This is a genomic window from Streptomyces sp. NBC_00328 (genome assembly GCF_036139655.1).
Lineage (GTDB): Bacteria > Actinomycetota > Actinomycetes > Streptomycetales > Streptomycetaceae > Streptomyces.
Genome location: NZ_CP108013.1, coordinates 8,345,490 through 8,358,120, shown reverse-complemented (window position 1 = coordinate 8,358,120; position 12,631 = coordinate 8,345,490). Strand labels below are relative to the sequence as shown.

Sequence of the window (12,631 nt, the reverse complement as noted above, 5' to 3'; positions counted from 1 at the left end):
CTCCTGTCAACGAGGGGAAGGCACGGTTTCGGAGGCGGTGAGCAGGGCTCGCGCGGTGCGGACGCGGCCGGGGCTGTTCCATCCCACGACGCCGACGAGCCGGCCCTCGGCCTCGACATGGGCGACGAACGCGCGGTCCGGGACGGAGCCCTCGACGACCCGCACCACAGCCCCGACAGGCACCGACCCGTGGACCTGGATCCGTGTCCCGAACTGATCGGACCAGACGTACGGCACGGGCCGGTAGGCGTCGCCGACGGCACCGAGGATCCGGGCTGCCACGAACAGACCCTGTTCGGTGGCGTTCGTACGGTTCTCCAGACGCACCCCGCGCGCGCCGCCCGCACCGCCGGAGCCGAAGCGGGCGACATCGCCGACCGCGTACACGTCGGTGGCCGCGCGGCAGCGGGCGTCGCAGACCACGCCGTCGTCGAGGGCGAGCGCGCTGTCGGCCAGCCAGTCCGTGGCGGGCCGTTGGCCGACCGCGACCACGACGACGTCGGCGCTCAGCACCGTGCCGGGCCCGGTGCGCACGCCGACGACCCGGCCTGCATCTCCGACCAGGCCGGTCACCACGGTCGAGGTGAGCAGACGCACGCCGTGCTCGACGTGCAACCGGGCGATTTCCGCGCCGAGTTGCGGGCCGAGCAGGCGCAGCATGGGCCCGGCGGCCGGCTCCACCACGGTCACCTCGCACCCCAGGCCGCGGGCGGTGGCCGCGATCTCGCAGCCCAGCACCCCAGCGCCGACGACCACGACCTGGCGGGCCGTCAGCAGGTCGGCGCGCAGCCGTTCGCTGTCACCGAGGGTCCGCAGGGTGTGCACCCCGGCAAGGTCCGAACCGCCCGGCAGACGCTTGGCCTGCAGGCCGGTGGCCACCACGAGGGTGCGGTAGCCGAGCACCTGGCCGTCGCGCAGCGTGACGCGGTGTCCCGGTACGTCGAGGGCGACTGCGGCAGTGCCCAGACGCGCGTCGACGTCCAGCGCGTCGAGCTCGGCCGGGGTGCGCAGCCGGGCGCGCTCGGCCGGCCAGCGGCCGTCGAGGATGTGCTTGGACAACGGCGGGCGGTCGTAGGGGAGTTCCGGCTCGGCGTCGACGAGGGCGAGCGAACCGGTGAACCCGCGCCGGCGCAGGCCCTCCGCCACCGTGAGCCCGCCCGCCGACGCGCCGACGATCGCCACGTCCGTGGTCACGACGGTGTCCGCACCACGCGGATGACCGCGGCGGGGCACAGCAGTGCCGCCTCGTGGGCGTGGTATTGCGGTCCCGCGGGAATGCGAACGCGCCGCCCTCCGGCAGGAGGACGGCGCGTCATGGTGCGGTTCGACGGTTACGAGGGTGGGGCCCCGAGCGCGGAATGCAGTTCCCGCCGGCCGGAGACACCGAGTTTCCGGTAGACGCTCGACAGGTGGAACTCCACCGTGCGCACAGCGAGGAAGAGGGTTTCCGCGATCTGGCGGTTGCTGTATCCGGCGCGGGCCAGTTCGCTGATGCGCAGTTCCTGACCGGTCAGGTCGGGCAGGTCGCGGCGTTCCAGGGCGGCCCTCAACCGGTCGCGCCACAGGCCGTTGCGGCTGTCCCGGGCGACCGCGCACGCCGCTTCCAGCCGTGCGCGGGCCCCGGTGGGATCGCCGCGTTCGGCCTGTAGGACGGCGAGGTCGTGGAGGGCGTGGACGAGCTCACCGCGCGCATGCGCCAGGTCCAGGAGTTCCACCGCCTCCTCCAGCAGGGCCACCGAGGAGTCGTCCCGGCCGACGACGGCCACGGCGTGCAGGGCGAGACCGATGCCGCGGGGGGGGCGCCCCAGGTGCGTGCCGCGGTCAGCTCGTCGGTGGCCAGCGCGAGCGCCAGGTCGTGGCGCCGGGTGGCGAGCGCGGCGAAGGCGGCCCGTGAACGCCAGGGGACGACGGCCGGGTTGGACACGCTCTGTGCGATCAGGACGCGTCCGCAGTAGACGAAGTCGTCGAGCGCCGGCTGGAACCGGCCGGTCGCCATGTGCAGCGCTCCGCGGGCGTTCAGGACGTACGCCACGTCGGGCAGGTTCGGGTCGAGCCGGCCTGCCAGTTCGTGCGCGAGGAGCACCTTGTGGGCAGCGCCCGTGTCACCTTCGAGGACGTGGGCCTCGACCAGCCAGGCGGCGGCGAGCCGGGTCAGGGCCTTCGGCAGACCCCGGGCCAGGGCCTCGCGTAGCAGGGCCGCGGACTTGACGCCGTCGCCCGCCAGCAGGCTGACGCGCGCCCGCATCAGTGTCAGCAGTTGCTCGTGCCGCGGGGAGCCCAGCCAACGGGCGTCCATGGCCAGCTGGCGGCACTCGGAGTGGGCGGAGACCAGGTCTCCGGTGTACAGCAGGGTCAGGATCGCCAGCCACATGCAGTACGGGTGGCCGCGTTTTTCCCGGGTGCCCAGGATCATCTCGACCTGCTCGTGGACGAGGGCGCGGCGTACCCCCAGGTTGGCCAGTTCGAGGCTGTGCAGCGACAGGCAGACCTCGTCGGGCGGTATCCGCTCGTCGTCTTCCGCGTCCAGGCGTCCGGGGATGTGGACGGCGGAACCCTCCCGGAAGGGCCCCGTACCGCTCCCCGGCCGGCCGGTCGCATGTGCCGTCTCGGTCATCGTCTTCCCCTCGGCTCGGCATGGTGGAGGTCCGCCGGGGCCGTGCCAGTCCGTATCGGAATGCTGATGGAGCGCTGATGCGACGGGGCCGGGACGCCCGGGCCTCGCCGGGGTGCGGGCGGGGCCGGGGTCGCGATGGACAGTGGCGCGCGGGGCGATCACCGGCTCGTGGGGGGGGTCCCGCCGGGCTCACGTCCGGACGGCGTTGTCCGGGGCACCTGGTCGGGCTCGGGGTGGGCTCGGGTAGGGCACAGCATCGGAGAGGACAGGCTCTCGGCAAGACCGATTCGACCGTACACGGCGAACATTGCTGCTATGTCAAATGAATGTTCGACCGTCATCCTGAGCACCGGAATGCCCGGCCCTTGGCCCGGACGCCTGCTGTTGAAACGTGAAGGTCGCCACAGGGGGGCCGGAAACGGACGCCCTAATTCCGCACCTCGAGGAGAAAGGGCGAACCGCTCCGGAAAAGCGTCACCGATGTCGCCGTACAGCCGTTGTCGACGTACCCGCACGCATGTCACCGATGTGCCCGAATAAGCGTCACCGGTGTGCGCGAATAACTGTCACCGATGTATCTGAATACACGTCACTCACGTCTCCGAACAATGTCACCGATGTACCGGAACAAACGTCACCGATGTTCCCGAACAAATCCGCCGGTATTCCGTCACGCCGGCCCGGTGCCGGCCGCGACGAGTCCCGCGACCGGCGCCACATGGCGGCGGCTGATCAGCCAGCGGCCGTCCTCCAGCTCGAAGTCGTCCTCCACCAGCCCGACCACGGTCCAGTCCGCCGGACGGTGCCGCCCGTCAGCCGTGCGGGTGGCGCTCCAGTGCCACACCGTGGCGTAAGCCTGCAGGTGAGGCATGCCGTCGGTCCACTCGATCAGCGTCTGCCCCAGGACATGCGCGACCGTGGGCTCACGCCGGAAGGCCCGGCCGGCGGACATGAAGGTCGCGAACTCGTCCCGCCCGTGGAAGCGCTGGATCGGGCCGGGCATCACGTCGTACTCGATCAGCGCGTCCTTGGTGAAAACGTCCACGAGCTGCTCGTACCGGCCCGTGTCCACCAGCCGGAAGAAATTGTAAAAGGTCCGGTAGATCTCCCGCTCCGCCTCGATGGTGGCCAGGATATCGTCGTTCGGGGAGGCCATGGCTTTCCTTTCCGGCCGCTGGTCGGTTTTCCGTTCATGATGCCACGGACTTTCCCACCCACCGAAACAGGCCATTGACGGCCCTTGCCGCACCTGGTTACGGTACGCCCGTTATCGGGTTTCACCACGGCCCGGTCCGCACAGGGGGAGGAAAGCAGCCATGCACGTCGCGCTTTCCTCCGTTCGTGCCACCGCGTTCGACGCTGTGCCCACCCCGGCCGAGACCTTGCTGTCGTCGCGCCGCCACATCGATCTGCAGCGTGTGAACAGCGCGGTGTGTCCCACCGCCTGAATTCCGTAACTGTCCGGCGCCGGCGCGACAACGCCCCCGGCGGGCCGCTCCCCCACACGGCTCCCAGGACCCTCGCCCGCCGCGCGCCTTCCCCGCCCTTCCCCGGCTCGATTTCCGCAGGAGACACCACCCGTGAACAAGGATCGCCCGAGTCCGTCCCGCTCGGCCTCGTCGCTCGCCCTGATGCTCACCCTCGTCGCGACCTCGAGCGCCTGTGGGGGCGCCGCCTCGGGCAGTTCGGACGCGGACAACGGCTCACCCGTGTCCGGCGGCACGCTGTCCTTCGCCGTCGCCACCGACGCCGGATGCCTCGACCCGCAGCAGGTCGGCAGCAGCGACACCCTCTACGCGCTGCGCCAGACCGTCGACTCCCTCACCGACCAGGATCCCTCCTCGGGCCGCATCGTGCCGTGGCTGGCCCGTAGTTGGGAGGTGGGAGACGGCGCCAGGTCCTTCACCTTCCATCTGCGCTCCGGGGCGACGTTCAGCGACGGCAAACCCGTCGACGCCGAGGCGGTCAAGAAGAACTTCGACGCGATCGGAAAGCTGGGCGGCCTCGCGATCCTGGCGCAGGGCTACCTCAACGGCTACCGCGGTACGCAGGTCGTCGACGAACTGACCGCCAAGGTCACCTTCGACCAGCCCAACGCCCAGTTCCTCCAGGCCACGTCCACTCCGGGGCTAGGCCTGGTCTCCCCCGCCGACATCGCACGCACCCCCGCAGAGCGCTGCGCCGACGGCGTGCACGGCTCCGGTCCCTTCACCGTCGCCGCGTACCGGCAGAACGAGTCCCTCACGCTGAAGAAGCGCAAGGGGTACAGGTGGGGCTCAACCGCCTGGAAGAAGAAGGGCGAGGCCTACCTCGACGCCGTGAAGTTCACCGTGGTCGCCGAGTCCGGAGTACGGGCCGGCAGCCTCGGCTCCGGACAGGTCGACGCGATCGGCGGGGTGCGCCGCCAGGACGAGGGCGTGCTGCGCCGCGGCGACGCTCGCGTCGTGCGGCGGGCCAACCCCGGCGTGGTGTTCAACCTCGGCTTCAACAACGCGCGTCCGCTCACCCGCGACGCCCGCGTACGGCAGGCGGCGCAGGCCGCGATCAACCGCGCGGAGATCGCCTCGGCCGTCTTCCCCGGCGGCACCCGGCCCGCCGCCAGCGTCCTGTCCCGCACCACCCCCGGCTACACCGACCTGTCCGAGGAACTCGCCTTCGACCGGAAGAAGGCCACATCCCTGTTGGCCGAGGCCGGTTGGACCAAGGGCAAGGACGGGATCCACCGCAAGGGCGGGACGAAACTGAGCCTGACCGTGGTGACCTTCAGCAACGCCGGCGCCTACCAGTCCGCGCTCGAGCTCGTCCAGCAGCAGCTCAAGGACGTCGGCATCGAGCTGGTGATCAAGCAGCTCCAGGTCACCCAGTTCCCCCAGACCCTGAAGACCGGAGACTACGACGCCCTCTGGGGCGGCGACCTCACCCGGGCCGACCCCGACGCGCTGCGGACCCTCTACTCGACACACCAGGTCAACTCCTACCGCCTGCCCGCGGGCGAACTCGACACCCTCCTCGACCGGCAGGCGGCCACCACCGACACCGCCGGGCGAGACGAACTGGTCGCCCGCGCCCAGCAGTTGGTCGTGCAGAACGCATACGTCCTGCCCATCGTGGATCAGGAGGCACTGTTCGGCGTCTCCGAACGCGTCCACGACCTGACTCCCGGGGCATCGGGCGGCGTACGGCTGCACGACACCTGGAAGAGCTGACGGCCGACTGCGGCGAGTGCGAGGGACGATGATGCGACGGTATGTGCTGTGGCGGCTCGTGCAGGCCGCCGGTGTGCTGTGGGCGGCCTACACGCTGGCCTTCCTGCTGCTCGATCTCCTGCCGGGCGACCCGGTCGCCGCGATGGCCGGCGCCGGGCTGAACTCCACCCAGGTCACCCCCGAGCGGCTGGCCGAGCTGCGCGCGGAGTACGGCTTCGACCGGCCGCTCCTCGTGCGGTACGCGGCCTCTCTCGGGCAGGCCCTGCACGGAGAGTTGGGCGATTCCGTCGCCACCGGGCGTCCGGTGGCCGACACCATCGCCGACGCGCTGCCCGCGACACTGCAACTGACCGCCGTCGCCCTGCCGCTGGCCGTTCTGCTCGGCGGCACACTGGCGCTGGCGGCGACCGCCACCCGGCGGCGCTGGCTGCGGCAACTGCTGCTGTCGCTCCCGGCGGTCGGCATCTCCCTGCCCGCCTTCTGGGTCGGTCTGATGCTCGTCCAGCTGTTCTCCTTCCGCCTGCGGCTCTTCCCGGCGTTCGGCGACGACACGGCCGCCGGGCTGGTGTTGCCCGCGGTGACGCTGGCGCTGCCGGCCTCGGTGCTGGTGGCACAGGTGCTGTCCAAGAGCCTGCTCGCCGTGCTCGACGAGCCGTACGTGCAGACCGCGCGGGCCAAGGGAGCGGGCCGTGCCCGGGTGCAGCTGCGGCACGCCCTGCGCAACGCCTCGCTGCCCGCCCTCACCGTGGTCGGCCTTCTCGCCGGGCAGCTGACGGCCAACGCCGTCGTCGTGGAGAACGTCTTCTCCCGCAACGGCCTCGGGCGGATCACCACGCAGGCGGTGACCGTGCAGGACATTCCGGTGGTGCAGGGCGTGGTGGTGTTCGGCGCGCTGGTCTTCGTCCTCATCAACTTCCTGGTCGACCTGGCGTATCCGCTGCTCGACCACCGCATCGTGACCTCCGGCCGAAGGAGCCCCGCGTGACCGAGGCGCTGACCACCGACCCGCAGGCCGGAGCGGATCTCCCGGGCCCCGCGATCCCGGCATCGCCCGCGGTCCCCCGCCGCACCCGTGGCCGTCTGCTGCGCTTCCTGCTGCGCCGCCCCGGTCTCGTCCTCTCGCTGCTGCTCGTGGCCGCCGTCCTGCTCGCCGCGTTCTGGCCCGGCCTGTTCACCGACCGCGACCCGCTGCGGGGCACCGCCACCGAGATCCTCCGACCACCGGGCGCGCGACACTGGTTCGGCACCGACCAGCTGGGCCGCGACATGTACGCGCGGGTGGTGCACGGCGCGGCGCTGTCGCTCAAGGCCACCCTGATCGCCGTGGCCGTGGCCTTCCTGGTGGGCGGCGGCCTCGGACTCGTGGCGGGTTTCGCGGGCGGCTGGATCGAGGCCGCCTTGATGCGGCTCGTGGACGTCCTCCTCGCCGTCCCCGGCCTGTTCCTGTCGCTGGCGGTGCTGACCGCGCTCGGCCGGGGCACGGTCCACGTGGCACTCGCCGTCGGTCTCGCCGGCATCGCGGGCTTCGCTCGGGTCATGCGGGCCGAAGTGCTGAGGGTGCGGCACACCGCGTACGTGGAGGCGGCCCGCCTGTCCGGCTCCCGCTGGTACGCCGTCCTGGGCCGGCACGTCCTGCCCAACGCGGTGGGACCCGTGCTGGTCCTGGCGACCCTCGACCTGGGCACAGCCGTGCTGTCGGTGTCGGCCCTGAGCTTCCTCGGCTTCGGTGCACCGCCCCCTGTCCCCGAGTGGGGCACGCTGATCGCCGACGGCCGCGACTACCTGGCCGACGCCTGGTGGGTGGCGACGCTCGCGGGCCTGACCGTCGCGGCCCTCGTCCTCGCGGTCAACCGCATCTCCCGCGCGCTGGACGGCGAATGGGCGGCCCAGCGATGACACCGACCCCGCTGCTGTCCCTGCGCGGCCTGCACGTCTCCTACTCCCCCCGGAGCGGCCCCGTGCACGCCGTACGCGGCGTCGACCTCGACATCGCGCCGGGCGAGATCGTCGCCCTCGTCGGGGAGTCCGGATCCGGCAAGAGCACCACCGCGCACGCGGTCACCGGTCTGCTGCCTCCCGGCGGCAGGATCGACGCCGGCCAGATCCTGTTCTCGGGACAGGATCTCGCCACCCTGTCCGAGAAGAAACTGCGGGCCGTCCGCGGGACCCGCATCGGACTGGTCCCGCAGGACCCGGCCGTCTCCCTCAACCCGGTCCAGCGCATCGGCACCCAGGTCGCCGAGGTCCTGCGCATCCACCGCCTGGCCACCCGGCGCGCCGCGCGCGAGCGGACCCTGGAACTGCTCGCCCGAGCCGGGCTGCCCGACCCGCACACCCAGGCCGACCGCTACCCGCACGAGCTGTCCGGCGGGATGCGGCAGCGCGCGCTGATCGCCGTCGCCCTGGCGGGTGAACCACGGCTGATCATCGCCGACGAGCCCACCAGCGCCCTGGACGTCACCGTGCAGAAAGGCATCCTCGACCACCTCCAGACGCTCGCCCGCACGTCCGGCACCGCCGTCCTGCTCGTCACCCACGATCTGGGCGTCGCCGCCGACCGGGCGGCCCGGATCGCCGTCATGTCCGAGGGCGTGATCGTCGAATGCGCACCGGCCGCCCGCCTGTTCGACGCCCCGAACGCGCCCTACACGCGCCATCTCCTGCACAGCGCACCGCGGTTGGACGCCCCGCCGATCGCCCCGCCGCCAGCCCGCGACCGACCCCCGATCCTGGAGGCCGAGCACCTCACCAAGGACTTCCCGCTCCCCCGCTCAGCGGGCGGCGAGCGCACCCTGCGCGCGGTCGACGACGTCGGCATCACCGTGCATCGCGGCGAGACGGTCGCCCTGGTCGGCGAGTCAGGCTCCGGCAAGTCCACGACGGCCCGGCTGATCCTGCGTCTGACGCCCCCGACCGCGGGCCGGATCCTCCTGGACGGCGAGGATCTCACCGACGCCCGGGGCGCCCGGCTGCGTACGCTGCGCCGCCGAGTCCAGTTCGTGTACCAGAACCCCTACGGCTCCCTGGACCCGCGTCTGACGGTCGGTGACATCGTCGGTGAACCCCTGCGCGCCTTCCGGGTGGGCGACAGGGCCGGTCGGGCGGCCCGCGTGGCCGGGCTGTTGGACCGGGTGGCGCTGCCCGCGTCGGCGCTGCGGCGCAGGCCCGCCGAACTGTCCGGCGGCCAGCGTCAGCGGGTGGCGATCGCCCGCGCGCTGGCGCTCTCGCCGGACCTGGTGGTGTGCGACGAGCCGGTCTCGGCCCTCGACGTCTCGGTCCAGGCACAGATCCTGCGGCTGCTCGCGCAACTGCAGGCCGACACCGGCGTGGCGTACCTGTTCGTCTCGCACGACCTGGCCGTCGTACGGCAGATCGCGCACCATGTGGTGGTCATGCGGGCCGGACGGGTGGTGGAGAGCGCCCCGGCCGACGACCTGTTCCGCGCGCCCGCCCACCCCTACACACGCGGCCTGCTGGCCGCGGTACCGGGCCGGGAGCGGGCCGGGTGACGCACATCCTGGTCGCGGAGCAGCGCGGCCGTCCGACTTCACCCGCTCCCTGCAGACGGGCGGCCGGTTCCCAACTGGTCCCCAAAAATGGTCAAGGGCCGGTTTCGGATACCTCCGAAACCGGCCCTGACCTGCGACTGTCTCCAGTCGGGACGACAGGATTTGAACCTGCGACCCCTTGACCCCCAGTCAAGTGCGCTACCAAGCTGCGCCACGTCCCGATGCGTCTCACACGCGGTTTCCCGCGTGTTCGTGCATCCGAACCCTACCGCACCTCGGTGGATGGCCGCGCACGCATTGTCATCGTCGCAGCGCAGGCGGGGTCTCCGTAGACGGGCGGGGTCGCCGCAGAGGGCGGGACGGGGCCGCCCTGCGAGGCGGGAGGTACCGGGGTCAGGCCGGCTCGTCCAAGTCGGCCGCGGCCGCGCGGAGTGCGTCGGCCAGCCGGGCGGCGGGCTCCGGCAGGGGGTGCGGAAGGCGGGCGAGGACCAGGCGGCGCCGCTCCTCGGGGCCGCCCCGCACCGACAGGATCCGTACACCGGCCGGCGCCGCGGGGGCCAGCGAGGCGGGAACGGTGGTCAGACCGCAGCCCGCGGCCACCAGGTGCAGTTTGGCCAGCCAGTCACGGGCGGTGTGGGCGATCACAGGACGCTCGTCCAGTCCCGGCCAGACACCCATCAACCGCTCGTCGCCGACGGACGAACCGGCGATCCAGCGCTGCCCCCGCAGGTCGGCGATGTCGACGGAGTCGGCGGCGGCGAGCGGATGGGCGGCCGGCACCGCGAGCCGCAGACTGCGTTCGCCGAGCGTCCGCACGGTCAGCGCGGGCGACTCGCCGTCCAGGGGGCGGAAGGGCGGCGCCGAGGCGAGCAGGGCCAGGTCCAGGGTGCCGGCCCGCAGCGCACGGACCAGCGCGGGGGTGCTGCCCTCCCGGGTGGTCACGGTGATCGCCGGGTGGCTGCGGCGCAGTGCGGCGACGGCACGGGGCAGCAGGACGGCGCCCGCGCTCGCGAACCAGCCGAGACGGACGGTCCCGGCCTCGGCGGGCAGCCCGGCGAGTTCCCGTGCCGTCGCGTCGATCTGGTCGAGAACCGTCACGGCCCGCCGCAGTACGACGTGTCCGGCCACGGTCAGCCGCACTCCGTCCCTGCGCCGCTCCAACAGCGGTGCCCGTGCGGCCCGTTCGAGCGAGGCGATCTGCCGGGACACCGCGGACTGGGTGTAGCCGAGAGCGCCGGCCGCCGCGGTGAGCGTGCCCCGCTCGGCCACCTCGCGGAAGACACGCAGGGCGACCAGCGATACGTCGGTGAAGTCCATGACGATGACGCATACCAGACCTGAGCAGGTTTCGTTGGACGCATGCCCGAGGCGTTCCTAGCGTGGTGGGCATGACCGACGCACGCATCGCCACCAACGCACGCATCGCTCTTGTCACCGGAGCCAATCAGGGGCTCGGCTTCGCGCTCGCCGAAGGGCTCGCCGCCCGGATGGCCGGCGACGACCTGGTCCTGCTCACCGGGCGCGACGCCCACCGGGTCGCCGACGCCGTCGCGCGGGTCGACGCGTCCGCGGCCACCGTGAGCCGGGTCGAGGGCCGCGTCCTCGACGTCACCGACGCGCGGGCCGTTCGGGAACTGGCTGCCGAACTCGGCGCGCGCCACGACGGGGTGGACATCGTGGTGTCCAACGCGAGCGCCATGCTGACGCCGGACCGGTCGCAGTCCGAGCAGGCCGACGCCTTCATCGATGTCGCCAACGGGGGCGCGCACGCGGTGCTGCGCTCCTTCGGCCCCGTACTGCGCCCCGGCGGGCGGCTGGTCGTCGTGGCCAGTTCGCTGGGCACGCTGGGTCATCTCGACGCCCGGCTGCATGCGCTGTTCGACGGCTCCTCGCTCGACGAGGTGGAGGCGGCGGTCGAGTCCTGGCGGGCCGCCGTGCACGCGGGCACCGAGCGGCAACTCGGCTGGCCCCAGTGGATCAACGTGCCGTCCAAGGTGGCCCAGGTCGCCGCCGTGCGGGCGGTCGCGGCCGAGCGCCGGGACGCCGACCTGGCGCGCGGCACCCTGGTCGCGGCCGTCTGCCCGGGGCTCGTGGACACCCCGCTGTCACGCCCGTGGTTCTCCGACTTCAGCCAGGCGCAGACCCCGGCGCAGGCCGCCGTCGCGATCCTCGATCTGCTGCTGCGCGAGAAGGCCGATCCGGCGCAGTACGGCGAACTGGTGCGGTTCGGGGAGGTGCTGCCGTGGCACACGGGCCGGCCGCCACGTCACCAGGAGAGGCTTCTCAACTCGTAGGAACCGTGCGGGAACCGGCCGGTGGTGGGTGACACCGGGAGCGCGTCACCCACCGCCGGGCCACCGGTCAGGCGTTGGGGTCGAACGCGATGCCGGCCGGCTTGGCCTTGGACAGGTGGGAGTTGAAGTTGCCGTCCTTGAGGCCGAACGAGGCGCTGCCGAAGTCGTAGGCGCTCAGCTTGTCCCGGAGGCCGGCGGGGTAGCCGTTCCAGCCGACCAGGGTCGGGAACTGCCAGGTGTGGTAGTGGTTCTCCGGCGGCTCGTCGTTGGCGTTCGCGGGCCGGAAGCAGTGCGTGCCGATGCCGTCCTTGTGGTAGACGACCTTGGGGTGTGTTCCGTCCCAGCGGATCTGGTCACGGGTGTAGATGTTGAAGTTGCCGTGGGCCGACGTGGAGACGTACTTGGCCTCGTTGTCCTGGACCCACACCACGACGTGCTCCCAGTCGTTGCGGTGCCCGCCGAGGCCGCTGCCGACGACGGCCTGGTCCTTCTCCATGAAGAGGCCGTAGATGATGGCGCACCAGCCGTTGTTGCACTTCTCGCGGGAGTACCCGTTGGTGTTGTCCAGGTCCCAGGAGTCGCGGCAGTGGCCGTTCAGGGCCCCGGAGGGATTGAGGCCGGGGTTGATCGTGCCGTCGGGGCCGATGGCGGGCGTGGGGTAGCAGCCGTCGGTGTCGTAGTCGAAGGCCGGCTGGAACGTCGACTCCAGCGCGTCCGCGTTCCCGGGCAAGGCCGTGGGCGGGTCGGCGAGGGCGCTGCCCGCGAAGGCGACGACCAGCGCGACGGCGCTGCCGAGGACGAACGAGACCCTGCGGGTCCGCGAGCTTCTTGTCACTGCTTCCTCCAGATCGACCGCGGCGTGGGGGCAGGGCAGACCAGGCGGTCGTCTTGGCATGCCCAGATCAGCCTTCCGGGCAGGCGCGAAAAACACCAGAGGTCGCGGGTGTCAGAGCGATGAAGGATCTACCAATGGGGAGGGTGGGGCGGCCTGTTGGAGGTCACCCGACC

General features: G+C 72.1%; 12 protein-coding genes and 1 tRNA gene. 6 read left to right on the top strand and 7 right to left on the bottom strand.

Annotated features, from left to right (window positions below; all coding sequences use genetic code 11):
• Positions 1-6: 6 nt before the first annotated feature.
• The 4 genes from OG485_RS36605 to OG485_RS36590 form a co-directional block, all read right to left on the bottom strand.
• Positions 7-1,194, bottom strand: coding sequence for an NAD(P)/FAD-dependent oxidoreductase (locus OG485_RS36605; protein WP_328672819.1), 1,188 nt, complete (start codon positions 1,192-1,194; stop codon positions 7-9).
• 137 nt (positions 1,195-1,331) lie between these two features.
• Positions 1,332-1,550, bottom strand: coding sequence for a helix-turn-helix domain-containing protein (locus tag OG485_RS36600; protein WP_328672818.1), 219 nt, complete (start codon positions 1,548-1,550; stop codon positions 1,332-1,334).
• Complete coding sequence (locus OG485_RS36595; protein ID WP_328672817.1) at positions 1,547-2,614, bottom strand: hypothetical protein; 1,068 nt, start codon at positions 2,612-2,614, stop codon at positions 1,547-1,549. Before OG485_RS36595 ends, OG485_RS36600 begins: the two co-directional genes overlap by 4 nt.
• Positions 2,615-3,284: 670 nt before the next feature.
• Positions 3,285-3,770, bottom strand: coding sequence for a nuclear transport factor 2 family protein (locus OG485_RS36590; protein WP_328672816.1), 486 nt, complete (start codon positions 3,768-3,770; stop codon positions 3,285-3,287).
• A gap of 160 nt (positions 3,771-3,930) precedes the next feature.
• Between OG485_RS36590 and OG485_RS36585 the strand changes: the two genes are divergently transcribed.
• The 5 genes from OG485_RS36585 to OG485_RS36565 all read left to right on the top strand — a co-directional run bounded on the left by OG485_RS36585 (position 3,931) and on the right by OG485_RS36565 (position 9,329).
• Positions 3,931-4,062, top strand: a complete 132-nt coding sequence (locus OG485_RS36585) for a putative leader peptide (RefSeq protein ID WP_328445677.1) — start codon at positions 3,931-3,933, stop codon at positions 4,060-4,062.
• 132 nt (positions 4,063-4,194) lie between these two features.
• Positions 4,195-5,820 carry an ABC transporter substrate-binding protein gene (locus OG485_RS36580; RefSeq protein WP_328672815.1) on the top strand — a complete coding sequence of 542 codons (1,626 nt, stop codon included), beginning with the start codon at positions 4,195-4,197 and terminating at the stop codon, positions 5,818-5,820.
• Between the two features lie 31 nt (positions 5,821-5,851).
• A complete protein-coding gene (locus OG485_RS36575) occupies positions 5,852-6,805 on the top strand; it encodes an ABC transporter permease (RefSeq protein WP_328457938.1) in 954 nt (317 codons plus the stop codon).
• Positions 6,802-7,716: an ABC transporter permease gene (locus tag OG485_RS36570; protein WP_443048835.1), complete on the top strand. Its 915-nt coding sequence runs from the start codon at positions 6,802-6,804 to the stop codon at positions 7,714-7,716. The genes OG485_RS36575 and OG485_RS36570 overlap by 4 nt, the downstream gene beginning before the upstream one ends.
• Positions 7,713-9,329 (top strand): ABC transporter ATP-binding protein, encoded by a 1,617-nt coding sequence (locus tag OG485_RS36565; protein ID WP_328672814.1) that lies wholly within the window; start codon positions 7,713-7,715, stop codon positions 9,327-9,329. The genes OG485_RS36570 and OG485_RS36565 overlap by 4 nt, the downstream gene beginning before the upstream one ends.
• 147 nt (positions 9,330-9,476) lie before the next feature.
• On the opposite strand, the gene OG485_RS36560 is transcribed toward OG485_RS36565, so the two are convergent.
• Positions 9,477-9,550: transfer RNA gene (locus OG485_RS36560), tRNA-Pro, on the bottom strand.
• Positions 9,551-9,722: 172 nt separating this feature from the next.
• Positions 9,723-10,646, bottom strand: a complete 924-nt coding sequence (locus OG485_RS36555) for a LysR family transcriptional regulator (RefSeq protein ID WP_328672813.1) — start codon at positions 10,644-10,646, stop codon at positions 9,723-9,725.
• A gap of 71 nt (positions 10,647-10,717) precedes the next feature.
• Between OG485_RS36555 and OG485_RS36550 the strand changes: the two genes are divergently transcribed.
• Positions 10,718-11,623, top strand: a complete 906-nt coding sequence (locus tag OG485_RS36550) for an SDR family NAD(P)-dependent oxidoreductase (RefSeq protein ID WP_328672812.1) — start codon at positions 10,718-10,720, stop codon at positions 11,621-11,623.
• A gap of 67 nt (positions 11,624-11,690) precedes the next feature.
• Here OG485_RS36550 and OG485_RS36545 read toward each other — a convergent pair whose 3' ends face one another.
• Positions 11,691-12,458: an NPP1 family protein gene (locus OG485_RS36545; RefSeq protein ID WP_328672811.1), complete on the bottom strand. Its 768-nt coding sequence runs from the start codon at positions 12,456-12,458 to the stop codon at positions 11,691-11,693.
• Positions 12,459-12,631 lie beyond the last annotated feature (173 nt).

Coding starts and splice junctions, on each gene's coding strand:
- OG485_RS36595 (WP_328672817.1), bottom strand. CDS start 2,614: ATGACCGAGACGGCACATGCGACCGGCCGGCCGGGGAGCGGTACGGGG.
- OG485_RS36590 (WP_328672816.1), bottom strand. CDS start 3,770: ATGGCCTCCCCGAACGACGATATCCTGGCCACCATCGAGGCGGAGCGG.
- OG485_RS36585 (WP_328445677.1), top strand. CDS start 3,931: ATGCACGTCGCGCTTTCCTCCGTTCGTGCCACCGCGTTCGACGCTGTG.
- OG485_RS36575 (WP_328457938.1), top strand. CDS start 5,852: ATGCGACGGTATGTGCTGTGGCGGCTCGTGCAGGCCGCCGGTGTGCTG.
- OG485_RS36565 (WP_328672814.1), top strand. CDS start 7,713: ATGACACCGACCCCGCTGCTGTCCCTGCGCGGCCTGCACGTCTCCTAC.
- OG485_RS36555 (WP_328672813.1), bottom strand. CDS start 10,646: ATGGACTTCACCGACGTATCGCTGGTCGCCCTGCGTGTCTTCCGCGAG.
- OG485_RS36550 (WP_328672812.1), top strand. CDS start 10,718: ATGACCGACGCACGCATCGCCACCAACGCACGCATCGCTCTTGTCACC.